The sequence below is a fragment of the Oryzomicrobium sp. genome, from assembly GCF_021287045.1.
Taxonomy (GTDB): Bacteria; Pseudomonadota; Gammaproteobacteria; order Burkholderiales; family Rhodocyclaceae; genus Oryzomicrobium.
Genome location: NZ_JAJTBG010000011.1, coordinates 26,936 through 51,848, shown reverse-complemented (window position 1 = coordinate 51,848; position 24,913 = coordinate 26,936). Strand labels below are relative to the sequence as shown.

At 68.9% G+C, this 24,913-nt stretch carries 21 protein-coding genes; 16 read left to right on the top strand and 5 right to left on the bottom strand.

Translation table 11 applies throughout. From position 1 onward, the window contains the following. Positions 1 to 62 precede the first annotated feature (62 nt). From LWW89_RS13230 to sfsA, 12 genes are all read left to right on the top strand, one after another. Positions 63 to 992 (top strand): LysR substrate-binding domain-containing protein, encoded by a 930-nt coding sequence (locus LWW89_RS13230; protein WP_293264907.1) that lies wholly within the window; start codon positions 63 to 65, stop codon positions 990 to 992. Positions 993 to 1,174: 182 nt separating this feature from the next. After that, complete coding sequence (locus LWW89_RS13225; RefSeq protein WP_054621041.1) at positions 1,175 to 1,486, top strand: metalloregulator ArsR/SmtB family transcription factor; 312 nt, start codon at positions 1,175 to 1,177, stop codon at positions 1,484 to 1,486. A gap of 103 nt (positions 1,487 to 1,589) precedes the next feature. Then, a complete protein-coding gene (gene aas, locus LWW89_RS13220; protein WP_293264904.1) occupies positions 1,590 to 3,734 on the top strand; it encodes a bifunctional acyl-ACP--phospholipid O-acyltransferase/long-chain-fatty-acid--ACP ligase in 2,145 nt (714 codons plus the stop codon). A gap of 1 nt (position 3,735) precedes the next feature. Then, positions 3,736 to 5,004, top strand: coding sequence for an amidohydrolase (locus LWW89_RS13215; protein ID WP_293264902.1), 1,269 nt, complete (start codon positions 3,736 to 3,738; stop codon positions 5,002 to 5,004). Further along, positions 5,001 to 6,887, top strand: a complete 1,887-nt coding sequence (locus tag LWW89_RS13210) for an MFS transporter (protein ID WP_293264900.1) — start codon at positions 5,001 to 5,003, stop codon at positions 6,885 to 6,887. Before LWW89_RS13215 ends, LWW89_RS13210 begins: the two co-directional genes overlap by 4 nt. Positions 6,888 to 6,978: 91 nt before the next feature. Then, positions 6,979 to 7,887: a 4-hydroxybenzoate octaprenyltransferase gene (ubiA, locus tag LWW89_RS13205; protein ID WP_293264898.1), complete on the top strand. Its 909-nt coding sequence runs from the start codon at positions 6,979 to 6,981 to the stop codon at positions 7,885 to 7,887. Between the two features lie 13 nt (positions 7,888 to 7,900). Next, positions 7,901 to 9,385, top strand: a complete 1,485-nt coding sequence (ubiD, locus tag LWW89_RS13200; protein WP_293264896.1) for a 4-hydroxy-3-polyprenylbenzoate decarboxylase — start codon at positions 7,901 to 7,903, stop codon at positions 9,383 to 9,385. Beyond that, positions 9,382 to 9,942: a GNAT family N-acetyltransferase gene (locus tag LWW89_RS13195; RefSeq protein WP_293264894.1), complete on the top strand. Its 561-nt coding sequence runs from the start codon at positions 9,382 to 9,384 to the stop codon at positions 9,940 to 9,942. Before ubiD ends, LWW89_RS13195 begins: the two co-directional genes overlap by 4 nt. A gap of 110 nt (positions 9,943 to 10,052) precedes the next feature. Further along, entirely contained in the window at positions 10,053 to 10,460 is a 408-nt protein-coding gene (locus LWW89_RS13190; RefSeq protein WP_293264892.1) for a hypothetical protein, read from the top strand. A 125-nt stretch (positions 10,461 to 10,585) separates the two neighbouring features. After that, complete coding sequence (locus tag LWW89_RS13185) at positions 10,586 to 11,275, top strand: HAMP domain-containing sensor histidine kinase (protein WP_293264890.1); 690 nt, start codon at positions 10,586 to 10,588, stop codon at positions 11,273 to 11,275. 49 nt (positions 11,276 to 11,324) lie between these two features. Then, positions 11,325 to 12,953 carry a tetratricopeptide repeat-containing response regulator gene (locus LWW89_RS13180; protein ID WP_293264888.1) on the top strand — a complete coding sequence of 543 codons (1,629 nt, stop codon included), beginning with the start codon at positions 11,325 to 11,327 and terminating at the stop codon, positions 12,951 to 12,953. 258 nt (positions 12,954 to 13,211) lie between these two features. Next, a complete protein-coding gene (gene sfsA / locus LWW89_RS13175; RefSeq protein ID WP_293264886.1) occupies positions 13,212 to 13,961 on the top strand; it encodes a DNA/RNA nuclease SfsA in 750 nt (249 codons plus the stop codon). 141 nt (positions 13,962 to 14,102) lie between these two features. Here sfsA and LWW89_RS13170 read toward each other — a convergent pair whose 3' ends face one another. Then, positions 14,103 to 14,810: a hypothetical protein gene (locus tag LWW89_RS13170; RefSeq protein ID WP_293264884.1), complete on the bottom strand. Its 708-nt coding sequence runs from the start codon at positions 14,808 to 14,810 to the stop codon at positions 14,103 to 14,105. A 121-nt stretch (positions 14,811 to 14,931) separates the two neighbouring features. Here LWW89_RS13170 and LWW89_RS13165 point away from each other — a divergent pair, with 121 nt between their 5' ends. Further along, positions 14,932 to 15,468, top strand: coding sequence for a DUF2058 domain-containing protein (locus LWW89_RS13165; protein WP_293264882.1), 537 nt, complete (start codon positions 14,932 to 14,934; stop codon positions 15,466 to 15,468). Between the two features lie 183 nt (positions 15,469 to 15,651). Here the strand turns inward: LWW89_RS13165 and argH are convergent, their stop codons facing one another. After that, positions 15,652 to 17,055 (bottom strand): argininosuccinate lyase, encoded by a 1,404-nt coding sequence (gene argH, locus LWW89_RS13160; protein ID WP_293264880.1) that lies wholly within the window; start codon positions 17,053 to 17,055, stop codon positions 15,652 to 15,654. Between the two features lie 183 nt (positions 17,056 to 17,238). Between argH and LWW89_RS13155 the strand changes: the two genes are divergently transcribed. From LWW89_RS13155 to LWW89_RS13145, 3 genes are read left to right on the top strand one after another with little or no spacing between them, the layout of a single operon-like run. Continuing rightward, positions 17,239 to 18,198 carry a histidine kinase gene (locus LWW89_RS13155; protein ID WP_293264878.1) on the top strand — a complete coding sequence of 320 codons (960 nt, stop codon included), beginning with the start codon at positions 17,239 to 17,241 and terminating at the stop codon, positions 18,196 to 18,198. A gap of 55 nt (positions 18,199 to 18,253) precedes the next feature. After that, positions 18,254 to 19,108 (top strand): response regulator transcription factor, encoded by an 855-nt coding sequence (locus LWW89_RS13150; RefSeq protein WP_293264876.1) that lies wholly within the window; start codon positions 18,254 to 18,256, stop codon positions 19,106 to 19,108. Then, the gene (locus tag LWW89_RS13145; RefSeq protein WP_293264874.1) at positions 19,105 to 20,691 is read left to right on the top strand and encodes a mechanosensitive ion channel family protein; all 1,587 of its coding nucleotides are present in this window, start codon (positions 19,105 to 19,107) and stop codon (positions 20,689 to 20,691) included. The genes LWW89_RS13150 and LWW89_RS13145 overlap by 4 nt, the downstream gene beginning before the upstream one ends. Here LWW89_RS13145 and LWW89_RS13140 read toward each other — a convergent pair. The 3 genes from LWW89_RS13140 to ppc form a co-directional block, all read right to left on the bottom strand. Beyond that, positions 20,643 to 21,107, bottom strand: a complete 465-nt coding sequence (locus LWW89_RS13140) for a GNAT family N-acetyltransferase (protein ID WP_293264872.1) — start codon at positions 21,105 to 21,107, stop codon at positions 20,643 to 20,645. The genes LWW89_RS13145 and LWW89_RS13140 overlap by 49 nt on opposite strands. Continuing rightward, on the bottom strand, positions 21,089 to 21,718 hold the full coding sequence (locus LWW89_RS13135) for a methyltransferase domain-containing protein (protein WP_293264870.1): 630 nt from the start codon (positions 21,716 to 21,718) through the stop codon (positions 21,089 to 21,091). Before LWW89_RS13135 ends, LWW89_RS13140 begins: the two co-directional genes overlap by 19 nt. 151 nt (positions 21,719 to 21,869) lie before the next feature. Further along, the gene (gene ppc, locus LWW89_RS13130; RefSeq protein ID WP_293264868.1) at positions 21,870 to 24,689 is read right to left on the bottom strand and encodes a phosphoenolpyruvate carboxylase; all 2,820 of its coding nucleotides are present in this window, start codon (positions 24,687 to 24,689) and stop codon (positions 21,870 to 21,872) included. Positions 24,690 to 24,913: the final 224 nt, after the last annotated feature.

The following is a 24,913-nucleotide window of genomic DNA, read 5'->3' as shown; positions in this document are numbered from 1 at the left end:
CATCGCCCCGAACGTGCCATAACACCAATACCATTTAACCCAACTCCCCATAACAAACCGGCATGCCTAGCCTGCGCCAGATTCGCTACTTCCTCGCCGTTGCCGACCTGGGGGGATTCACCCCGGCGGCGGCGTCCCTGTTCGTCGCCCAACCGGCCCTGAGCCGCCAGATCGGCCTGCTTGAGGACGAGCTGGGCTTTGCCCTGTTCCTGCGCGAACCCCGGGGCGTGCGCCTGACCCCGGCCGGCGAACTGTTCCGCCAGCGCGTCGCCGGCATGGCCGAGGGCCTCCAGGCGGCGGCCGACGACGCCCGGCGCCTGGCCCGGGGCGAAGGGGGCGTACTGCGCCTGCTCCACTCCAGCTCGACCCCGGTGGCCGGCGCCCTGCTGGCGGCCCTGCGCGACTTCACCGCCGCCCGCCCCGGGGTGCGGGTGGATCTGGACCGGCTCTCCTCCGAACAACAGATCGGCGCTCTGGCCGCCGGCCGGGCCGACCTGGGGCTGGTGCGCCTGCCCCTGCTGCGCCGCGACCCGGCGGTACACCTGCGCCCCCTGCCCGAAGAACGGCTGTGGGCGGCCCTGCCCGCCGAGCATCTCCTGGCGGCGCGCCAGGAACTGGCCCTGGCCGACCTGGCCGGAGAAGCTTTCGTTTCGGCAGTGCACCGGGAGCGGGGCGGCCTCGCCCGGCGGGTCACCGACCTGTGCCTGGAAGCGGGCTTCACCCCGGCGACGGCAGCGGCCACCTCGCGCAAGACCAGCCAGTTGCAACTGGTGGCGGCCGGCTTCGGCCTGGCCCTGATCCCAGACGCCATGGCCCCCCTGCTGCCGGCCGGCGCCGTGCTGCGCCCCCTGGTCGGGCCGCAAGGAACGCCCACCGCCCAGGCGGCCCTGGCGCTGCCGCCAGCCCCCTCGCCCCTGGCCGAGGCGTTTGCCGAGGCGCTGGCGGCGGCGTGGGGTGGGCCGGACAAAACACCTGGTGCCACACCAGCCTGATTCCCCCGGCTCACGATGGCCGCCTGCTGGTCGAGGGCGACGAGGCGACAAAGGCCGCTCCGCCGCCCCATTCTTGGGTCCAAGCCTGATCCAAGCGAAGAAGAGGGTCATCCCGACAATTGCGCACGAGCGGCATTGCCCCAGCGTTGACCAAACGCATCGATACAACTAAGATCGTCGACATGAAATCCGACTACACCCAAGCCCTCCCTCCCGAATGGCGTGGCATGTCCAAGGTGTTCACCGCCCTGGGCGACGAGCACCGCCAGCGCATGCTGCTGCTCTTTGAGAAGGGCGAGCGGCTCAATGTCGGGCAGATCGCCGAGGCCTCCACCCTGACCCGCTCCACCGTCTCGCACCATCTGAAGATCCTGCGCGAGGCCGAGGTGCTGGGGTCGGAGAAGATCGGCAAGGAGGTGTTCTTCTGGATCAACCGGCCGTTCCTGGAGGAAACCCTGGGCAACGTGCTGGACTACGTGCGTAACGAGGCCTAGGCCCGGACATTCCTGGCCTTTTTTTTGCCCTTACATAACGAAAAATTTAGTTATTTGGTTATTTATTCGGGATGGCATAATCCCGCCCTTCCTGGGAGCCGCGATGTTTAAAACACTGTTCAAATCCTTGCTGCGGACGCTGGCCCGCCTGCTCTTCCGCATCCGCTGCGCGGGCGACCCCGCCGCCCTCACGGCCGAGCGCCTGCTCATCGTCGCCAACCACGAGTCCTTCCTCGACGGGCTGCTGCTTGGCCTGTTCCTGCCGGTGAACCCGGTGTTCGTGGTGCACACCGGGGTGGCCCGCTCCTGGTACTTCCGCCTGGTGCTGTCGCTGACCGACTACCTGGCGGTGGACCCGACCAGCCCGATGGCCATGAAAAAGGTCATCAAGCTGCTGGAAACCGGCCGCCCGGTGGTGATCTTCCCCGAGGGGCGCATCACCCAGACCGGCAGCCTGATGAAGGTCTACGACGGCCCGGCCTTCGTCGCCGCCAAGACCGGCGCCACGGTGGTACCGGTGCGCCTCGACGGCGCATCACGCAGCTACTTCTCGCGGGTCTCGGGCAAGTACCCGAAGCAGCTCTTCCCGCGCATCCGCCTCTCGATCCTGCCCGCCACCGCCATTCCCATGCCCGAAGCGCCCACTGCCAAGCTGCGCCGGCGCAAGGCCGGCGAGGCGATGCGCCGGGTGATGCAGGAGATGCTGTTCGCCTCGCACCCGCGCCAGACCCTGTTCGCCGCCCTGTGCGATGCGGTCGAGATCTTCGGCCGCCGCCGGCGGGTGCTGGAGGACATGAAGCAGATCGAGTACTCCTACCAAGACCTGCTCAAGATGAGCCTGATGCTCGGCCGCCTGGCCGCCCGGGAGAGCGCCGAGGGCGAGCGGGTCGGGGTGCTGCTGCCCAACCTCACCGCCACCGTCGGCCTGCTGCTCGGCCTGACCGCCCAGAAGCGGGTGCCGGCCATGCTCAACTACAGCGCCGGCACCGAGGGCATGCAGGCCGCCTGCGACGCCGCCCAGGTGCGCACCGTCATCACCTCGCGCCAGTTCCTCGAAACCGCCAAGCTCGGCGACAAGGTGGCGGCGCTAACCAACGTGCGCCTGGTCTACCTGGAGGACCTGGGCAAGGGCGTCACCCTGTGGGACAAGCTGTGGCTGATCGGCTACGCCCTGTGGCTGCCGCGCTGCACCGCCCGGCCGGCCTCGCCGGAGGATGCGGCGGTGGTGCTGTTCACCTCCGGCTCCGAGGGCAAGCCCAAGGGCGTGGTGCTGTCGCACCGGGCCATCCTGGCCAACATCGCCCAGGTACGCGCCGTGATCGACTTCTCGGTGGACGACAAGGTGCTCAACGCCCTGCCGGTGTTCCACTCCTTCGGCCTCACCGCCGGCACCCTGTTGCCGGTGCTTACCGGCGCCAGCCTGTTCCTCTACCCCTCGCCCCTACACTACCGGGTCATCCCCGAACTGGCCTACGACCGGGGTTGCACCGTGCTGTTCGGCACCAGCACCTTCCTCGGCAACTACGCCAAGTTCGCCCACCCCTACGACTTCTACCGGCTGCGCTACGTGGTGGCCGGCGCCGAGAAGCTGGCCGAGCCGGTGCGCGCCCTGTGGTTCGAGAAGTTCGGCATCCGCATCTTCGAGGGCTACGGCGCCACCGAAACCGCCCCGGTGCTGGCGGTGAACACCCCCATGGCCTACCGCACCGGCACCGTCGGCCAGCTGCTGCCGGGCATCCACGCCAAGTTGGTGCCGGTGCCCGGCATCGAATCCGGCGGCCTGCTCCACGTCAGTGGCCCCAACCTGATGTCCGGCTACTACCGGGCCAGCGCCCCGGGCGCGATCGAGCCGCCCCATTCCGAGGCCGGCCCGGGCTGGTACGACACCGGCGACGTGGTGGAGATCGACGACGACGGCTTCCTGCGCATCGTCGGCCGGGTCAAGCGCTTCGCCAAGGTCGCCGGCGAGATGGTCAGCCTGGAGGTGGTGGAAAAGCTCGCCGCAACGGCATCGCCTGCCGCCGGCCACGCCGCCTCCAGCCAGCCCGATGCGGCAAAGGGCGAAGCCCTGGTGCTGTTCACCACCGATCCGGCGCTGACCCGGGAGCAACTGCTCGCCGCCGCCAAGGACAAGGGCACTCCGGAGCTGGCAGTGCCGCGCAAGATCGTGGCCATCGACGCCCTGCCCCTGCTCGGCACCGGCAAGACCGACTACGTGACCCTGAAGAAACTGGCGGAGGCTGCCTGAGATGGCCGCCCTCATTAGCGCCCGGCGCCGCCTGCTCCTCGCCGGTCTGGGCCTGGCCGGCGCCGGCCTGGCCGCCTCGGCCCTGGCGGCCAAGCACGGCACGGCCCTGTTCAACCCCTGCCGCGCCGCCCTGCCCGCGGATCTGGCCGGCCACCCGCTGATCCAGGCTGCCTGGGCCGGCCTGGACCCGGCCCAGGTGTGGGACGTCCATGCCCACCTGGTCGGCAACGGCGACTCGGGCAGCGGCATTACCGTCAATCCCGACATGCTCAGCCTGCGCCACCCGTTGCAGTACGCCCAGCGCCTCTTCTACCTCAACGCCGGCTGCGTCCATGAGGCGCCCGCCGGCCAGGTGGACCGGGCCTACGTGGAGCGCCTGCACAACCTGATGGCCGGCCTGGCCCCCGGCGCCAAGCTGCTGCTGTTCGCCTTCGAGCGCTTCCACGACCGGGATGGCCGGCCGGTGCCGGCGCGCACCAGCTTCCACGTGCCCGACGCCTACGCGGCGCGCATCGCCCGGGAGTTCCCCCAGGGCTTCGAGTGGGCCGCCTCGATCCACCCCTATCGGGACGATTGCGTGGCGGCGCTGGATGCCGCGGTGGCGAGCGGCGCCCGGGCGGTGAAGTGGCTGCCGGCGGCCATGGGCATCGACCCGGCCGATCCGCGCTGCGATGCCTTCTACGCCGCCCTGGCGCGCCACGACCTGCCGCTGATCACCCACGCCGGCGAAGAGAAGGCGGTGCACGGCGGCGACACCCAGGCCTACGGCAACCCGCTGCGCCTGCGCCGCCCCCTGGAGCAGGGCGTGCGGGTGGTGGTGGCTCACTGTGCCTCCCTGGGCGAGGACGTGGATACCGACCGGGCCAAGGGGGCTGGCAAGGCCGACCGGGTGCCGAGCTTCACCCTGTTCTCCCGCTTGATGGACGAGCCGGCCTATGCCGACCGGCTGTACGCCGACATCTCCGCCCTGACCCAGCGCAACCGCTCCGAGGCAGTGCTGCGCTCGCTGCTGGAGCGGGAGGAATGGCATCATCGCCTGCTCAACGGCAGCGACTATCCCCTGCCCGGGGTGATGCCCCTGATCTCGCCCCGGGAATTCGCCGCCCGGGGCATGCTAGCGGAAAGCACCGTGCCGGTCCTCGACCGGGTGCGCCAGCACAATCCCCTGCTGTTCGATTTCGTCCTGAAACGCCACCTCCACTCCCGGAGCCGCCGCTTCGCCCCGGGGGTGTTCGAAACCCGCGACTTTTTCACGAGAACCGCCGCATGAGTTCCCAGTTCAAGCTGCTGCGCCAGCGCCGCTTCCTGCCCTTCTTCGGCACCCAGTTTCTCGGCGCCTTCAACGACAACCTGTTCAAGAACGCCCTGATCGTACTGCTCACCTTCCAGGCGGCCAGCTGGACCAGCCTGGACCCGGCCATCCTGGCCAACCTGGCGGCGGGCATCTTCATCCTGCCCTTCTTCATCTTCTCGGCCACCGCCGGCCAGCTCGCCGACAAGTACGACAAGGCCCGCCTGGCCCGGCTGGTAAAGGTGCTGGAAATGGCCATCATGGCCGTGGCCGGCGCCGGCTTCGTGCTGCACAGCCTGCCGGTGCTGCTCTTCGCCCTGTTCCTGCTCGGCTGCCACTCCACCCTGTTCGGCCCGGTCAAGTACGCCATCCTGCCCCAGCACCTGCATTCGGACGAGTTGGTGGGGGGCAACGCCCTGGTGGAGGCGGGCACCTTCGTCGCCATCCTGGTGGGCACCCTGGCCGGGGGCCTCCTGGCCGGCGCCGGGCATCCGCTGTGGGTGGCGGGGGCCGGCCTGGCCGTGGCCCTGCTCGGCTACCTGACCAGCCGCGGCATCCCCGCCGCCCCGGCGCCGGAACCGGGTCTGGCGATCAACCTCAACCCGTTCTCCGAGACCTGGCGCAACGTCGGCTTCGCCCGGGAAAACCGCACGGTGTTCCTCTCCATCCTCGGCATCTCCTGGTTCTGGCTGTACGGCGCCCTGTTCCTCGCCCAGTTCCCGGCCTACGCCAAGAACGTGCTGGGGGGCAGCGAAACCACGGTGACCCTGCTGCTCGCCACCTTCACCGTCGGCATCGGTCTGGGCTCGCTGCTGTGCGAGCGACTCTCGGCCAAGCAGGTGGAGATCGGCCTGGTGCCCTTCGGCTCCATCGGCCTGACCCTGTTCGGCCTGGACCTGGCCTGGGCCTCGCCCGACGCCTTGAGCCATGCCGCCCACGCCGCTCCCCTGGGCGTGGCCCAACTGCTGGCGGTGCCCGGCACCTGGCATGTGCTGATCGACCTGATGCTGCTCGGGGTGTTCGGCGGCTTCTTCATCGTGCCCCTCTACGCCCTGGTGCAGCTGCGCAGCGCCCCGGGCCACCGGGCGCGCATCATCGCCGCCAACAACATCCTCAACGCCCTGTTCATGGTGGCCGGCGCCCTGGGCGCGGCGGCCCTGCTCGGCGCCGGCCTCTCCATCCCCGAGCTGTTCGCCCTGGCCGCCCTGGCCAACGCCGCCGTGGCCCTGTACATCTACCGGCTGGTGCCGGAATTCCTGCTGCGCTTCATCGTCTGGATGCTGGTGCGCACGGTCTACCGGCTGGAAAAGCGCGGCCTGGAGCACATCCCCGCCGAAGGCCCGGCCCTGCTGGTGTGCAACCACGTCAGCTTCGTGGACGCCCTGGTGATCATGGCCGCCTGCCCCCGGCCGATCCGCTTCGTCATGGACCACCGCATCTTCAAGGTGCCCCTGCTCAACTTCGTCTTCCGCACCAGCGGGGCGATCCCCATCGCGCCGGAAAAGGAGGACGCCGCCCTCAAGGAGCGGGCCTTCGCCCGGGTGGCCGAGGCCCTGGCCGCCGGCGAACTGGTGGGCATCTTTCCCGAAGGCAGCATCACTGCCAGCGGCGAGATCGGCCCCTTCCGTCCCGGCACCGCCCGCATCCTGCGCGACACCCCGGTGCCGGTGGTGCCCCTGGCGCTGCAAGGCCTGTGGGGCAGCACCTTCTCGCGCAAGGACGGCCCGGCCATGAGCCGGCCCCTGCGCCGGGGATTGTTCTCGCGCATCACCCTGGTGGGCGGCGCGCCCCTGCCCGCCGCAGACGCGACACCGGAAGCCCTGCGCGAGCGGGTCGTGGCACTGCGCGGCGCGCGGGCCTGAGCCGGGACATCATCCGGCCGGCGCTCCCCGCACCCGGCCGGGGGCGGGCGGGAGGGTAGAATCCCGCCTTTGCCCTTCTCCCTTCCTGCCCATGTCCTCGATCACCTGGCGCGAACGGCTCGACCACTACGAAAAACTGATGCGGCTGGATAAGCCGATCGGCACCCTGCTGCTGCTCTGGCCCACCCTGTGGGCCCTGTGGTTCTCCGCCCTGGGCACCCCGTCCTGGGTGCTGGTGTGGATATTCGCCCTGGGCACCTTGCTGATGCGCTCCGCCGGCTGCGTCATCAACGACTTCGCCGACCGGGATTTCGACCCCCACGTGGAACGCACCAAGGCCCGTCCCCTGGCGGCGCGCAAGGTGTCCAGCAAGGAGGCCCTGGCCCTTTTCGCCGTGCTTTGCCTGGCCTCCCTGGCCCTGATCCTGCCCCTGCGCAACATGCTGGTGCTGGGGCTGTCGGTGGTGGCCGCCTTCCTCGCCGCCACCTACCCGTTCACCAAGCGCTTCTTCGCCATCCCCCAGGCCTACCTGGGCATCGCCTTCGGTTTCGGCATCCCCATGGCCTACGCCGCCCAGCTGCACACCGTGCCGGCGGAAGCCTGGTGGCTGCTGGTGGCCAACATCTTCTGGGCGGTGGCCTACGACACCGAGTACGCCATGGTGGACCGGGACGACGACCTCAAGATCGGCATCAAGACCTCGGCCATCACCTTCGGCCGCTTCGACGTGGCGGCAGTGATGCTGTGCTATGCCGTGGCCCTGGGGCTGATCGCCTGGATCGGCCACGGCCTGGCCATGGGCCTGTGCTTCTACGCCGGGCTGGCGGTAGCGGCGGGCATGGCGGTCTATCACTACACCCTGATCCGGGGCCGGGAGCGGATGCCCTGCTTCAAGGCCTTCATGCACAACAACTGGCTGGGAGCGGTCATCTTCGTCGGCATCGCCGCCGACTTCGCCCTTGGCTCTCCCAATCCCCTGACCACTCTTTTTGCACGATAAGGCGAGACAAGCCATGCGCTACCGCGATCTGCGCGAATTCATCGACCAGCTCGAATCCCGGGGCAAACTCAAGCGCATCGCCGCGCCGGTGTCCACCCACCTGGAAATGACCGAGATCGGTGACCGGGTGCTGCGCGCCGAAGGCCCGGCCCTGCTCTTTGAAAACCCGGTGGACAAGGACGGCCGTCCCCAGTCCATGCCGGTGCTGACCAACCTGTTCGGCACCGTGGAACGGGTCGCCCTGGGCATGGGCGAAGAAGGCGACGCCGTCACCGCCCTGCGCGAAGTCGGCAAGCTGCTCGCCTACCTGAAGGAGCCGGAGCCGCCCAAGGGCCTCAAGGACGCCTGGGACAAGCTGCCGGTATTGAAGCAGGTGCTCAACATGGCGCCGAAGATGATTTCCTCCGCCCCCTGCCACGAGGTGGTGATCGAGGGCGATGCGGTGGACCTCTCCCGCCTGCCGATCCAGCATTGCTGGCCCGGCGACGCGGCACCCCTGGTGACCTGGGGCCTCACCGTCACCCGGGGGCCGAGCAAGAATCGGCAGAACCTGGGCATCTACCGCCAGCAGGTGATCGGCAAGAACAAGCTGATCATGCGCTGGCTGGCCCACCGGGGCGGCGCCCTGGATTTCCGCGACCACCAGCAGGCCAAGCCGGGCGAGCCCTTCCCGGTGGCGGTGGTGCTCGGCTGCGACCCGGCCACCATCCTGGGGGCCGTCACCCCGGTGCCCGATTCGTTGTCCGAGTACCAGTTCGCCGGCCTGCTGCGCGGTTCCAAGACCGAGCTGACCAAGTGCATCGGCTCCGACCTGCAAGTGCCGGCCTACGCCGAGATCGTGCTCGAAGGCGTGATCCACCCCGGCGAGACGGCCCTGGAAGGCCCCTACGGCGACCACACCGGCTACTACAACGAGCAGGCCGACTTCCCCGTGTTTACGGTGGAACGCATCACCACGCGCAAGAACCCGATCTACCACTCCACCTACACCGGCAAGCCTCCCGACGAGCCGGCGGTGCTGGGCGTGGCGTTGAACGAGGTGTTCGTGCCGCTGCTGCAAAAGCAGTTCCCCGAGATCGTGGACTTCTACCTGCCGCCCGAGGGCTGCTCCTACCGCCTGGCGGTGGTGAGCATCAAGAAACAGTACCCGGGCCACGCCAAGCGGGTGATGTTCGGCATCTGGAGCTTCCTGCGCCAGTTCATGTACACCAAGTTCATCATCGTGGTGGACGACGACGTGAACATCCGGGACTGGAAGGAAGTGATCTGGGCCCTGACCACCCGCATGGACGCCACCCGGGACACCACCCTGGTGGACAACACCCCCATCGACTATCTCGACTTCGCCAGCCCGGTGGCCGGCCTGGGCTCCAAGATGGGGCTGGACGCCACCAACAAGTGGCAGGGCGAGACCCAGCGCGAATGGGGCCGCCCCATCGTCATGGACGAGGCGGTGAAGGCCCGGGTGGACGCCCTGTGGGGCGAGCTGGGGCTGTGAGCGCGCTGCCTCCGGTGAACGGCACGGACGCCAAGACGACGGCCATCCAGGTCCGCCCAGTGGACCTGGATGATCCACGCCAGGCCGCCGCCTTTCTCGCCCTGCTCGACCACTACGCCGCCGACCCCATGGGCGGCGGCACCGGCCTCGCTCCGGCGGCACGCGCCCGCTTGGTGGATGAACTGCGCCGCCTGCCCCACTTCCACGGCGCCCTGGCCTGGCAGCGGGTTGGCCACGGCGATAGCTGCGACGATGGCGCGGCAGAGGACGCCGTCGGGCTGATCAACTGCTTTGCCGGCTTTTCCACCTTCGCCGCCCGGCCCCTGCTCAACATCCACGACGTGGTGGTGCGCGACGGCCTGCGCGACCGGGGCATCGGCCGCCTGCTGCTGGCCTGGGCCGAGGCCCGCGCCCGGGAGCTGGGTTGCTGCAAGCTGACCCTGGAAGTGCTGGCCAACAACGCGCGCGCCCGGGCCGCCTACGCCCGCGCCGGTTTCGCCCCCTACGTGCTCGACTCGGCCGCCGGCGACGCCCTGTTCCTGCACAAACCGCTGTAACGCCGCAAAGGTAAATACACGGCGGTAAAACAGTGTTACCCGAAGCGCCCCCCGGGGTCGGTTAGACTCGGCCCACGGCGTCCCGCCGCCCTGGAGACACGGAGAACACGATGGAAAACTCGCCCGCGCCCCGCGATCTGGAAGGCCCCAAGGCCTGGGCCCACGTCATGTACGCCCTGCACGCCGTCTCGGCGTTGAGCGGGGTGCTGTCCTCGGCCACCGTGGTCGGCGCCTTCGTCTTCGGCTGGCCGTCGATCATCGCCGTCATCTTCAACTACATGAAGCGCGACGAGGTGGCCGGCACCTGGCTGGAAACCCACTACCGCTGGCAGCTGCGCACCTTCTGGTTCGCCCTCCTGTGGCTGGTCATCGCCGGGGTGCTGACCATCACCCTGATCGGCATTCCCGCTGCCATCCTGGTGATCGCCCTCACCGGCATCTGGGTGCTCTACCGGGTGGTGCGCGGCTGGACGGCCCTGGCCGGCCGGGTCTCGATGCCCGTTCCGCCCCAGAACTGAGCGCCGGCGCGGGCCGGCGCCGGGGCGACTGTGCCAATTTGACCGCAGCCTGACCTGCATCAAGCGCCGCCCCGGGGCCTGTGGTAAAACGCCCCCCGTCGACAGTCCCACGCCCAAGGATGACCATGAGCGCCCCCGCCCCCACGCCCGACATCTCGGCCTTCCTGGCCTCGTCGGTGCACGACATGAAGAACTCCATCACCATCCTGATCGGCGGGATGGAAAAGATCCTGGCCGCCGCCGACCGGGAAGGCCCCGAGTACCGGGAGCTGAGCCACATGATGTACGAGACCAAGCGCATCAACGGCAACCTGATCCAGCTCCTTACCCTGTACAAGCTCGGCAACCACCTCTACCCCTTCTCCCCCGAGGACTGGCTGCTCGACGACTTCATCCAGGAAACCGTCTCCCAGCATCAGCCCCTGCTCGCCTCCCGGGGCATCGCCTTCGAGGTGGAATGCGAGCCGGACCTGATCTGGCCCTTCGACACCGACCTGGTGGGCGGCGTGGTCGGCCACGCCCTCAACAACGCCATCCACTACACCGGCAGCCGCATCCGCCTGGTGGCCCGGCGCGGCGCCGAGGGCCTGGAGCTGCGCGTCGAGGACGACGGCCGGGGCTATCCGCAGAAGATGCTCGACGACGGCGTGGCCGCCATGCAGGGCGTGGATTTCCAGGGCGGCAGCACCGGCCTGGGCCTCTACTTCTCGGCCATGGTCGCCCGCATGCACCGCAACAAGGGCCAGACCGGCAGCATCCGCCTGGAAAACGGCGGTGCCTGGGGCGGCGGCTGCTTCGTCCTGAACCTGCCCTAAGCATCACCGCATCACCGCGCAGCCCCCGACAACAACAAGACCGAACGCCATGAGCACACCCCAACAGCTTCCGGTGGATTTCGCCAGCAAGAGCTTTTTGATCATCGACGACTTCCACGGCATGCGCAGCATCCTGCGCGACATCCTGCGCTCCTGCGGGGTGAACACGCGCAACATCGCCACCGCCGCCAACGGCGGCGAGGCCATCGCCCTGCTGGAAAAAAACCGCTTCGACGGCGTGCTGTGCGACTTCAACCTGGGGGCCGGCAAGAACGGCCAGCAGGTGCTCGAAGAAGCCAAGTACCGCAACCTGGTGGGGCCGGGCTGCGCCTGGATCATGATCACCGCCGAAAAGACCGCCGACGTGGTGATGGGCGCCGCCGAGTACCAGCCCGACGCCTACCTGATCAAGCCGATCACCGAGGCGACGCTGCGCCTGCGCCTGGACAAGATCTGGGCCAAGAAGGAGGCCTTCGCCGAGATCGACCAGGCGGTGCTCGACCAGGATTTCCTGCGCGCCGCCAAGCTGTGCGACCAGCGCCTGGCCACCGACCGCAGCAACGCCGGCGAACTGCTGCGCCTCAAGTGCCAGATGCTGCTCGCCGCCGGCGACCACGGTCCGGCCCGCACCCTGTGCAACGACATCCTGGCCCAGCGCGACGTGCCCTGGGCCAAGCTCGGCCTGGCCCGGGCCCACTTCGCCGCCGGCGAACTGGCCGAGGCCCGCGCCCTGCTCGAAGCCCTGGTGGAAGAGCAGCGCACCTTCCTGGAGGCCTACGACTGGCTGGTGACGGTGCTCAAGGCCCAGAACGACCTGACCAAGGCCGAGGAAGTGCTGGAGCGGGCTGCCCGCCTCTCCCCCAACTCGGTCACCCGGCAAAAGACCCTGGGCGAGGTGGCCCTGCACCTGGGCAAGCTCGACAACGCCGAAAAGGCCTTCCGCAAGAGCGTCGCCCTGGGCGAGCACTCGGTGCTCAAGACCGCCGACGCCTACCTGGGCCTGGCCAAGACCTGCAGCGCCCTGAACAACCCGAACGAAGCCCTGCAAGTGCTGGGCACCCTGACCAAGCAGTTCGATGGCGACGAGGTGAAGGTCCAGGCCCTGGCCGCCGAGGGCCTGGTGCACCACCGGGCCGGCGACCCGATCGCCGCGCGCAAGGCCGCCCAGCGGCTGGGCGAAACCCTCACCAGCACCGGCGTGCGCCCGGACAGCGCCTCGACCCTGGAAATGGCCGAACTGATGCTGGTCACCGGCGAAAAGCAGCAGGCCGTGGCCCTGCTCCAGGACGCGGTGCGCAGCAGCCCCGAGGACACCGCCCTGCTCGGCCGCGTCCAGCAGGTGTTCGACGGCGCCAGCATGGGCGCCGAAGGCTCCGCCCTGGTTGAAGCCTCGCGCAAGGAGTCCGTGGAGCTGATGAACCAGGGCGTGCTGCTGATGCGCGACGGCAAGTTCGACGAAGCCCTGGCCGCCCTGCGCACCGCCTGCGAGCGCCTGCCCGGCAACATCCGGGTGCTGCTCAACTTCGCCCACCTGGCCCTGAGCATCATGCAAAAGACCGCCGTCGACCCGGCCCTGGCGGACGAGGTGCGCGCACGCCTCGCCACGGTGCACCGCCTGTCCCCGGGTGAAAAGCGCTACGTCCAGCTGATGCGCCAGGTGGATACCCTGACCCGCTGATCCGGGGAGGCGGGATACAGAGCCACCGGGGCACGCGGGCACGCCGCCATGCAGACACGCTTGCCGCCTAGGGGGAGATTTTCGCCTGGGCGGCGGGCCGCATCGCATGCCCCGCCGGAGGATTCATGCATGAAACGCAAGCATGCTTCCGGACAAATAGCGCAAAGTCCGCACCGGTTGCCGAGCTTGCCGCTTCAATCGGCATGATTCACGACAAAAACGCATAAACCGCAAACCACTCCCCACGCCCGTACCGCCATGGAATTTTCCCCCGCCCTGGTTCCCGGCAGCCTCGTCGTCCGGCGCAACCGCTTCGTCGCCGAAGTGCGCCTCGACAACGGCGCCCTGGTCGAGGCCCACTGCCCCAACACCGGCGCCATGCACGGCTGCAAGGCCCCGGGCAGCCGGGTGTGGCTGTCGGCGGCGACCAACCCGGAGCGCAAGCTGGCCTGGACCTGGGAACTGGTGGAACCCCTGGAAGCCCCCGGCGTGCTGGTCGGCCTGCACACCGGCCGTACCAACGCCCTGGTGCGCGAGGCCATCGAGGCCGGGCGCATCGCCGAACTCACCGGCTATAGCGCCATCCGCGCCGAGGTGCCCTACGGCGGCGACAACGGCCGGGGCGGCAAGCGCAGCCGCATCGACCTGCTGCTGGAAAACGACGGCCGCCCACGCTGCTACGTGGAAGTGAAGAATGTCACCGCCATCGCCGACCCCGGCCCCCACAGCCGCGGCCTGGGCTTCTTCCCCGACGCGGTGACCGAGCGCGGCACCAAGCACCTGCGCGAACTGATCGACGTCGTCGCCGCCGGCCAGCGCGCCGTCCTGTTCTTCTGCGTGCAGCGCGGCGACGTGAGCGAAGTGCGCCCCGCCGACCACATCGACCCGCTCTACGGCCGCACCCTGCGCGAAGCCCTCGCCACCGGGGTCGAGGCCCTGGCCTACGCCGCCACCGTCACCCCCACCGCCCTGCGCCTGGAACGGCGGCTGGCGGTGGTTTGCCCTTGAGCAGGACCGGCGCGGGCGGGCACGTTGCTGGTACTCAAGTCATCTAATCAAACTCCGCGCAAAATCGGCGAAGCCCCACCTTCAACGTCAACAACACCCTCCTCGCTTCACCCCTGACGCCTATTGATGGGATTGAACTGGCTAGATTTCAAACCAGCGCTGGGGATTCCCTGGGTCAATCAGAATGATTTTGTCCCAGTCATGGTGTATCGACACTTGGTCTCGGAACGTTTCACGATCAAAGTCATCTAGGCTGTAGCCGATTTGATCAACCAAGGCCAGCCACCACTGCGCATACTTCGAGCGAACTTTCTGAATCTTGCGAGACTTTTCGCTGGCGCAAAGGTTGATGTTTCTCCCCATCTCAGTGAGGAGCCAACCACCTGACTCTTGGTCTGAGTACCCTCCCAAAACGAACATGGAGGAGTGCAACTTGGAGGCGCGACAGAAAACTTCAAGTTCGAAGCCCTGGCCCGTTGCCACGACAGTTCGAGTTTTCATGTCTGTCCTAGCAAACGCGTCCAGTCCCACTCGCAATTTGGGTTCGAGGGTTTTCCACTGCTCGACAGGTCGTGTAAAGCGAAAGTGAACGAACCAACTTTCGCCAGCGATAGGAGGACCTACGCTGGCGAGAAGAGCCTTCACCTTGTCCCGAAGGGGTATCGCAACTTCCTCTAGACCCTTTGTGACCACCCCGTCTGAATAATTTTGGTTCAGGCGACGAACCTCAATAGCGATGGTTTCGTTCACTAAAAAGTCAGGGGGAATATTGCCGTCTGGCTCGTACACGATATCAGTGAATTCTCGGTACTTAAGGTGCTCCTCAACTAGCCTCTCAGTTGCGTCCATGATGAGTGCTTGAAATCTAATAGTCATTCAGGCGCAGAACTACCGTCTTATTGCTAAGCTAGCACCCTTTCGCCGGCTGACGCCATTCAGCCGGGCGGAGCCACTTCACGGAGCGCTACACATGGCCTCGTTGCAGGATCAGTTTTTGAAAGCCGGCCTGGTCAGCCAGAAGAAGGTCAAGCAGGCCAATCACGAGAAGAGCAAGCAGAAGAAGGACGAGCGTCGGACCGGAGTGCAAACGGTTGACGAGGCGCGTCTGGCGGCCCTGGAGACCCAGCGTAAAAATGCCGAGCGGGCCCGCGAGCTCAATGCCCAGCGCGCTGCCGCCGCCACGCAGAATGCCGTCGCGGCGCAGATCGCCCAGATGGTGCAGCAGAGCCGCCAGAGCAAGGGCGGCGGCGATATTGCCTATAACTTCACCTACGGCAGCAAGATCGAGCGGTTGTACGTATCGGCCGCGGTCCAGGGGCACCTGACCGCCGGGCGGCTGGTGATCGTCCGCCAGGGCGAGTCCTTCGAATTGGTGCCCAAGGTGGTCGCCGACAAGATTGCCGAGCGGGATGCCTCCATCGTCGTGCGGGTCAGCAAGCCCAGCACCGAGGTGGATGCGGACGATCCCTACGCCGACTACAAGATTCCGGACGATTTCACCTGGTAGTCCGGGTGCCCGGCCCGCAGATCGTCGACAGCTCCCTTTAGCAAATAGCCATCCACCTTCCTGCGAACCAAGCATCGCCATCGAGCCAGATTAGACGCGCACTGCTTGCTCCTAGATGACCGGACAAAAAAAGCCGCCCCTTTGGGGCGGCTTTTTTTCAGCTGAAATGAGCTGCCGGGGGCGTCACACCCGCCCCTTCGCTCTTACCACCGCCGCCTTGACCTGCTCCGGCGCCGTGCCGCCGATGTGGTTGCGCGCGGCCAACGAGCCTTCGATGGTCAGGCAGGTGGCCACGTCGGACTGGACCAGGGGGGAGAAGGCTTGCAGTTCGGCCAGGGTCAGGTCGGCCAGGTCCTTGCCCTGGGCTTCGGCGGCCTTGACCGCCAGGCCCACCACCTCGTGGGCTTCGCGGAAGGGCAGGCCCTTCTTGGCCAGGTAGTCGGCCAGGTCGGTGGCGGTGGCGAAGCCTTCGGCAAGGGCGCCGCGCATGCGCTCGGGGCGGGCTTCGATGCCGGCCATCATGTCGGCGAAGATGCGCAGGGTGTCGATCACCGTGTCGGCGGAGTCGAACAGGGGTTCCTTGTCTTCCTGGTTGTCCTTGTTGTAAGCCAGGGGCTGGCCCTTCATCAGGGTGAGCAGGGCCACCAGGTTGCCGTTGGTGCGGCCGGTCTTGCCCCGGGCCAGCTCGGGCACGTCCGGGTTTTTCTTCTGCGGCATGATCGAGCTGCCGGTGCAGAAGCGGTCGGCGATCTTGACGAAGCCGAAGCGCGGGTTCATCCACAGCACCAGTTCTTCGGAGAGGCGCGAGAAGTGGGTCATCAGCAGGGAACAAGCGGCACAGAATTCGATGCCGAAGTCCCGGTCGGACACGGCGTCCAGGGAGTTCTCGCAGACGCCGTCGAAGCCCAGTTCCTTGGCCACGAATTCCCGGTCGATCGGGTAGGTGGTGCCGGCCAGGGCGGCGGAGCCCAAGGGCAGGCGGCTGACGCGCTTGCGGCAGTCGAGGAAACGCTCCTTGTCGCGCTGGGTCATCTCGAAGTAGGCCAGCAGGTGGTGGCCGAAGGTGACCGGCTGGGCCACTTGCAGGTGGGTGGAGCCTGGCATCGGCGTGGCCGCCTCTTTCTCAGCCAGCACCAGCAGGGCGGTCTGGAACTGCTGGATCAGGGCGACGATGGAATCGATGGTGTCACGCAGCCACAGGCGGATGTCGGTGGCCACCTGGTCGTTGCGCGAACGGCCGGTGTGCAGGCGCTTGCCGGCGTCGCCCACCAGGGCGGTGAGGCGCTTTTCGATGTTGAGGTGCACGTCCTCCAGATCGAGTTGCCATTCGAACTGGCCGGATTCGATCTCGGCCACGATCTGGGCCATGCCCCGCTCGATGTCGGCCAGGTCAGAGGCGGCGATGATGCCCTGCTTGGCCAGCATCTTGGCGTGGGCGAGGGAGCCGCGGATGTCCTGGCGCCACAGGCGCTGATCGAAGTCGACCGAGGCGGTGTAGCGCTTGACCAGGTCGGACATGGGCTCGGAAAAACGGCCGGCCCAGGTGTAGTTGGCGGGGGCGGCGGAAGAAGCGGGGGATTGGCTCATGATGGGTAAATGCATGGACTACAATGCGCAGGCCAGCCGCCGCGAACACCTCATTGCGCGAAGCCCGCCCGGTGCAGTCCGGAAACCATGGATAAAACAGAAAGTATACGGCAAAACCCGTCCGCCCCCCCGGCCAGCCCGCCGCCACTGCTGCCGCTGTTGCCGGATACGCGCAATCTGGGCGTGTGGCTGCGCATCCTGCTCGGCGCCAACGGGCTGGCCGCCGCCGCCGCCCTGGTGAAGGCGCCCCACCTGGGGGACTGGCCCGGGGTGTTCACCCAGTTCGCCGCCTTCGTCGAGCCGCTGCTGCTCGCCATCCTGCCCATTCTCGCCGCCCTGCGCGAACCCCTGCGCCGCCTGCCGCCCCGGGCCGGCCAGGGGGCGGTGGTGGGGGTGGCGGTGCTGCTGGCCATCGGGCTGTTCGATTTCTGGCGTTTCTTCGGCCTGACCGAGGCCCGGGCCGACGAGCTGCTGCGCGCCGCCCTGCTCGCCGCCATGGCCGCCGCCCTGCTGCTGGCCTATTTCGAGCTGCGCGCCCGGGCCTTTCCCAAGGCGGTGGCCGAGGCCCGCCTGCAAGCGCTCAACGCCCGCATCCGCCCCCATTTTTTGTTCAACAGCCTGAACGCGGTGCTCGGCCTGATCCGCCGCGACCCGCTGCGGGCCGAAACCGCCCTGGAAGAACTGGCCGACCTGATCCGGGTGCTGATGCGCGACGCCCGGGAGCTGACGCCCCTGTCCGAGGAAATCGCCCTGACCCGCCAGTACCTGGACCTGGAAAAGCTGCGCCTGGGCGAGCGCCTGCAAGTGGAATGGCACATCGCCGACGTGCCCGGCGAAACCCGGGTGCCGCCCCTGATGCTCCAGCCCCTGGTGGAAAACGCCGTCTATCATGGCGTCGAGCCCCTGGCCGACCCGGGGCCGGTGCGCATCGCCTTCGCCCGGGACAGCGGCGGCGGCATGAGCATCGCCGTGACCAACGACGCCACGCCCCAGTCCGCCCACAGCAACGGCAACCGCATGGCCCTGGCCAACGTGCGCGAGCGCCTGGCCCTGCATTTCGACCTGGAGGCGCGCCTCGACGCCGGCTTCGAGGCCGGCCGCTACGTGGTGCGCATCCACCTCCCCCTCACCGCCCCGCGCTGATATTTTCCGGCTTCCGACATTGCCAACACCCGCCGCCCCTCGCCAGCCTTCGCCCATGAACGACGCCCCGCTCAACATCCTGCTCGTCGACGACGAGCCCCTGGCCCGGGAACGGCTGCGCACCCTGCTCGCCGACCTGGCCCCGACCCTGCCGACCCGGGTGGTGGGCGAGGCCGAGGACGGCGAGGCGGCCCTGGCCCTGGTCGTCGCCGCCCCGCCGGAGCAACGCCCCGACGCGGTGATCGTGGACATCCGCATGCCGCGCATGGACGGCCTGGAACTGGCCCAGCACCTGGCGCGGCGCGCCAGCGAGGCGCCGGCGGTGATCTTCGCCACGGCCTACGACGACCACGCCCTCCAAGCCTTCGAGGTGGATGCGGTGGATTACCTGGTCAAGCCGGTGCGCCTGCCCCGCCTGGCCGCCGCCCTGGACAAGGTGCGGCGGCGCCGGGGCGAGGCCGCCGGCCCGGCGGCCCACACCGTCACCGCCCTGGACGGGCTGCGCGACCGGCTCCAGGCCGGCGGGCGGCGCTTCCTCTCCTGCCACGAGCGGGGCCGCATCCTGCTGGTGCCGGTGGAGGCCATCCTCTACCTGCGCGCCGACACCAAATACGTGGCGGCCCGCACCCGGGAGCGGGAATTCCTGCTCGACGAATCCCTGGTGCGGCTGGAGCAGGAATTCGCCGACAGGTTCGTCCGCCTGCACCGGGCCGTGCTGCTCGCCCGGGACGCTCTGGCCGGCGTGGAGCGGGCGCGCAGCGGCGAGGGCGCCAACGACGGCGCCGACGGCGGCGCAGCCGGCGAATCCTGGGTGGCCCTGGTGCAAGGCCTGACCGGGGCGGACGGCCGCCTGCCGATCAGCCGGCGCCAGTGGCCCCAAGTCAAAACCCTGCTGCGGGAGCCGTCATGATCGGCGTGCACGCCTTCCTCGTCGCCTGGTGGCGCGATCCCCTCACCGAGATCACCGCCGCCGTGCTGGGCCTCTCGCTGCTGCTGTGGGTCGGTCTGCCGGCGCGGCGCCGGCGCATCCGCAACACCGTGATCGTGTTCCTGCTCTGCCTGCTGGCCGAGATGGTCGGGGTGGGCCTGGAAACCGCCGCCTACCCCCGGGCCGCCCGGGTGTTGCAGGAAACCCTGATCCTGCTCGAAGGCTTCATCGTCATCCGCCTGGCCGGCATGACCCTGTTCCGCCTGGTGCTGGAGCGCCTGGGCATGGTCTCGCCGCGCATCGTCGAAGATTTGGTGGTGATCCTCGGCTACATCCTGTGGGTGCTGGCCCGGCTGTCCGCCGGCGGGGTGAACCTGACCGGCCTGCTCGCCACCTCGGCGGTGTTCACCGCCGTGATCGGCTTCGCCATGCAGGACACCCTGGGCAACATCCTGGCCGGCCTGGCCCTGCAATTCGACAGCTCACTGCGCCTGGGGGACTGGATCAAGGTGGACGACCAGTCGGGCCAGGTGACCCAGATCAAGTGGCGCTACACCTCGATCCGCACCCGCAACGGCGAGACCGTGATCATCCCCAACAGCCACCTGATGAAGGGCAAGTACGTCCTCATCACCGACCCGGAACTGGGCGGGGTGCGCTGGCGCCGCTGGGTGTGGTTCTCGGTGGACTACAGCGTGCCCGCCGCCGATGTGGCCCGCCTGGCCGAGGCCAGCGTCGCCGAGGCCGACCTGGCCAACGTGGCCAAGGCCCCACCGCCCAACTGCGTGGTGATGGACTTCGGCCCCGGCTTCGTCCGCTACGCCCTGCGCTACTGGCTCACCGACGCCCTCCAGGACGACCCCACCGACTCGGTGGTGCGCCGCCACGTGCTCGCCGCCCTGCAACGCCACGGGCTGCGTGTGGCCCTGCCCGACCAGGTGGTGCACCTGGTGCAGGAAGGCGACAAGCACCGCCGCCGGGTGCTGGAGCGGGAACGGCAACGGCGCCTCAAAGCCCTGGAGAACGTGCCCCTGTTCGCTCCCCTCACCCCCGAGGAACGGGCCCAGGTGGCCGACGGACTGGTCTACGCCCCCTTCGCCGCCGGCGACGCCATGACCCGTCAGGGCGCCGTGGCCCACTGGCTGTACATCGTCATCAGCGGCACCGCCGAGGGCTGGTACCAGCCGGAGCGCGGCGGCCCGATCCTGATCGAGACGGTGGAAGCCGGCCAGGTGTTCGGCGAACTGGGGCTGATGACCGGGGTGCCCCGGGCGAACACGGTGCTGGCCAAGACCGACGTGGAAGCCTACCGCCTCGACAAGAGCACCTTCGAGACCATCCTCCACGAGCGCCCCGAACTGGCCGAGGCCCTCACTCCCCGGCTGCTCGCCCGCCAGCAGCAGCTCGACGCCCTGCGCGCCGCCGCCCACGTGGAGGAGCCGGCACCGCAGCGCCACTCCAGCGACATGCTCGAACGGGTAAAGGCCTTCTTCTCGCTCCAGGGCGCGGCGGACGATCAGCCGGCGGACCCGACCCAGCCCCCGGGCAACTCCAGCTCGAGATAGGCCCCGTCGCCGCCGATACCGGCGCCCAGTTGGCGGGAGCCGCCCCGGGCGTAGAAGGCCAGGGCGGTGCGGTTGGCGCACAGGCATTTCAGGCGCCAGGGCGGCGCCACCCGTTGCGCCAGGGCCGCCAGCAGCTGGGGCGCGACGCCGCGGCGGCGCCATTGCGGCGCCACGTAGAGGTGGTGGATGAAGCCGTCCGCCGTCCAAACCGCCAGCAGGCCCGCCACGGCACCGTCGCCCGCCACCGCCACCAGCACCAGTTCCCCGGCCGAATCGGCGGCAAAATCCGCCTCGGCGGCGCGCTGCCGGGCCAGGGGCGGCAGCCAGTCGGCCTCGCTGCGGCACTGCCGGTACAAGGCCTGCAAGGCCGGGGCGTCCGCCTCGGCGGCGGGGCGGATCAGGAGCGGCGGCGCCATGTCTGCCAGCGCTCCTTACCGGCGAACACCGGCAGGGAATCGCCCACCAGCTCGTCCTCTTCCCGCATGAAATGGGGCGACAGCAGCGCCTCCAGCCGGGCCGGATCGCAAGCGAAGGGCGGGCCGCCGGCTTCCTCACCGACGATGAAAAAGCCCGCCAGCAAGCCCCCCGGCGCCACCAGCCGGGCCATGGCGGCGGCGTAGTCGGGCCACAGCTTGCGCGGCAGGGCGCACAGGAAGGCGCGCTCGAACACCAGGTCGTAGGCCGTCTCCGGCGCGTGGGCGAAGAAGTCGGCGCACAACAGGGTGCCGCCCCAGCCGGCCAGTTGGGCCTCGGCCTTGGCCACCGCCTCCCGGGAGAAGTCCAGAGCGGTGACCCGGTGCCCGGCGCCGTCGAGCAGGGCCGCCTCGTAGGCGGTGCCGCAGCCCGGGACCAGCACCCGGCTGGCGGGGCGGGCGGCGAAGAAGCGGCGGAAGGCCTGCGGCAGCCCGTCGCAACTGCCCACGTCCCAGGGCATCACCCCTTCGGCAAAACGCTTGTCCCAGAAATCCGGCGTCTCCGGCCGCTGGCTGGCGGGTTTTTGCTCGCTCGACGGAACGCCACTATCCACGGGCTTTTCCAAGGCACATCCTCCAGAAATCAATAAAAACGCCATTCTCCAGGCAGGGTGTCCGAAGAATGGCGCCAGTTCTAGGGTTTCAGACAGGCATGCAAGAAATGCCACGGCCGGCCCCGGGCGACGAGGCCCGGGGCCGCCGCCGTCAGCCGCTGTTGCGCAGGCCGGCGGCGATGCCGTTGATCGAGATGTGGATGCCGCGACGCACCCGCTCGTCCGTCTCGCCGGCCCGGTGGCGGCGCAGCAGTTCGACCTGGACGTGGTTGAGCGGGTCCATGTAGGGGAAGCGGTTGCGGATCGAACGCTTGAGCAGCGGGTTGTCGGCCAGCAGTTCGCCCTGGCCGGCGATGGCCAGCAGCGCCCGCTGGGTGCGCTGCCATTCGCCGACGATGCGGCCGAACACCTGCTCGCGCAGCACCGGGTCGGCCACCAGCCCGGCGTAGCGCGAGGCGATGCCCAGGTCGGTCTTGGCCAACACCATGTCCATGTTCGAGTGCAGGGCGCGGAAGAAGGGCCAGGTGCGGTACATGGTCTGGAGCCGGGCCAGGCCCTCGCGCTCACCAACTTCGGCCAGCCACTGCTCCACCGCCGCGCCGAAGCCGTACCAGCCGGGCAGCATCAGGCGGCACTGGGACCAGGAGAACACCCAGGGGATGGCGCGCAGGTCCTCAATGCGATCGGAGGCCTTGCGCGAAGCCGGGCGGCTGCCGATGTTGAGGTCGGCGATCTCGGCAATGGGCGTCGATTCGCGGAAGTACTGGACGAAGCCCGGGGTCTCGTAAACCAGGTTGCGGTAGGCGCCGAAGGCCAGGGCGGACAGGCGCTCCATGACCGGGTAGTAGGCCTGGGCGCCGTTGCCGTCGCTGCTCGCCTCCTTCTCCGGGTCGAGCAGGGAGGCTTCCAGGGTGGCTGCCACCAGGATCTCCAGGTTGCGCCGGCCGATTTCCGGGTTGGCGTACTTGGCGCCGATCACCTCGCCCTGCTCGGTGATGCGGATCTGCCCCTGCACCGCGCCCTTGGGCTGGGCCAGGATGGCCTGGTAGCTGGGGCCGCCGCCCCGGCCGACGGAACCGCCGCGGCCGTGGAACAGGCGCAGACGCACGCCGTGGGCGGCGGTGACGGCGGTGAGGGCGGTTTCGGCCTTGTACAGTTCCCAGCCGGAGGTGAGGAAGCCGCCGTCCTTGTTGCTGTCGGAGTAGCCGAGCATCACTTCCTGGGTGTCCCGGCGCGAGGCCACCAGGCGGCGGTACACCGGCAGGTCGAGCAGGCGGGCCATGGTCGGGCCGGAGGCCTGGAGGTCGCCGATGGTCTCGAACAGGGGAATGATGTTCACCGCCAGGGTCGGCTGGCCGTGCTCGAAGGTGAGCAGGCCCGATTCCTTGAGCAGCAGGGCCACTTCGAGCAGGTCCGAAGCGCCGTCGGTCTTGGAGATGATGCAGTTGGGCAGGGCGGCGTCGCCGTAGCGTTCGCGCAGCTCCCGGGCGGCGAAGAAGATGGCCAGCTCGCCCCGGGTCTCGTCGCCGTAGTCCAGGTAGGGCGAGTGCAGCAGGCGCGGCGATTCCAGCTCGCTGGCGAGCAGGGCGATGCGCTCGTCCTCGGACAGGGCCGAATAGTCGGCGCAGCGCCCGGCCAGGGCCAGCAGCTCGGCCACGGTGCGCTCGTGCACGTCGGAGTTCTGGCGCAGGTCGATGGGAGCCAGGTGGAAGCCGAACACCTGCACGGCCCGTTGCAGCCGCTTCAGCCGTCCCTTGGCGAGGCGGGCGCCGCCGTGGCCGTTGAGGGATTCGGCCAGGACCGCCAGGTCGGCCTCGAATTCGGCCGGGCTGGCGTAGGCCGGGGCCTCGCCCTTCTCGTGGCGCACCGGCTCGTGGTGGTCCAGGGCCCGGGCGGTGGCCGCCAGGCGGGCGTAGATGCCGATCAGGGCACGCCGGTAGGGCTCGTCCTGGCGGTGCGGCGAGGCGTCCGGCGAATGGGCGGCCAGGGCGCGCAGGGCCTCGCTGACCGGCACCAGCAGTTCGGACAGGGGCAGCTCGCTGCCCAGGGCGTGCGCCTCTTCCAGGTAGTGCTCCAGGGCCGCCGACGATTGCAGGCGCAGGGCCCAGCGCAGGATGTCGGCGGTGACGAAGGGGTTGCCGTCCCGGTCGCCGCCGATCCAGCTGCCCAGGCGGAAGAAGGCGGGCAGGTTCCAGTCCTGCTGCGGGTAGCGGGCGCGCAGCAGGTCCTCCAGACGGCCGTACAGGCGCGGCACTTCATCGAAGAAGGTGTCGTCGTAGAAGGCGATGCCGTTCTTCACCTCGTCGATCACGCGCAGGCGCTGGGGGCGCAGCATGCGGGTGCGCCACAGGGTGAGCACGGCGGTGGCCAGGGCCTCGTCGTTTTCCGCTTCTTCTTCCGGGGTCAGCTTGGTGCGGTCCCGGGCGTCCAGGTGGCGGGCGATGGCCCGCTCGCTGCGCAGGATGCTCTTGCGCTGGACTTCGGTGGGGTGGGCGGTGAGCACCGGCGAGACCAGGGCGTTGGCCAGGCAGTCGGCCAGGGTCTCCGGAGCCACGCCTTCGGCGGCGAGGCGGTCCAGGGTGTGGGCCAGGTCGCCCTCCCGGGCCTTGGAGCCGGCGATGTCGTGGGCGCGGCGGCGGCGGATGTGGTGCTGGTCCTCGGCGATGTTGGCCAGGTGCAGGAAATAGGTGAAGGCGCGCACCACCGAGATCATGGTGTCCCGTGGCAGGCCGTCGAGCAGGACTTCGAGCTGCTGGCGGGCCTCCTGGTCGGCGTCCCGGGCGAAGCGCACGGCCAGCTGGCGTACCTGCTCGACCACGGCGAAGGTCTCGGTCCCTTCCTGGTCGCGGACGGTATCGCCGATCAGCCGCCCGAGCAGGCGGATGTCGTCGCGGAGCGGCTTGTCCTTGCTGGACAGGTCGGGCGCGGAATCGAGAGCGGAGAAAGCGGGGGAACCGGCGGGCAACGTCATGGAAGATCCGAAAAAAGGGAGTCGAAGAGAAACGCTATGGGAACCAGACAACGGGACAGCAAAAATACCGCAGAAGCGCGGAAAACAGCAGGGGGAAAGGCGAGAAAGGGCGAGAAAAAATACGCACGGAAGCAGGGCGCCGGCCGGCCGCCAAATCCGCTGCGTTAGGACTCCGCCGGATGCTTCCACTATGGCACCGGCGCCAGGCACCGCAAGCGGCCGCC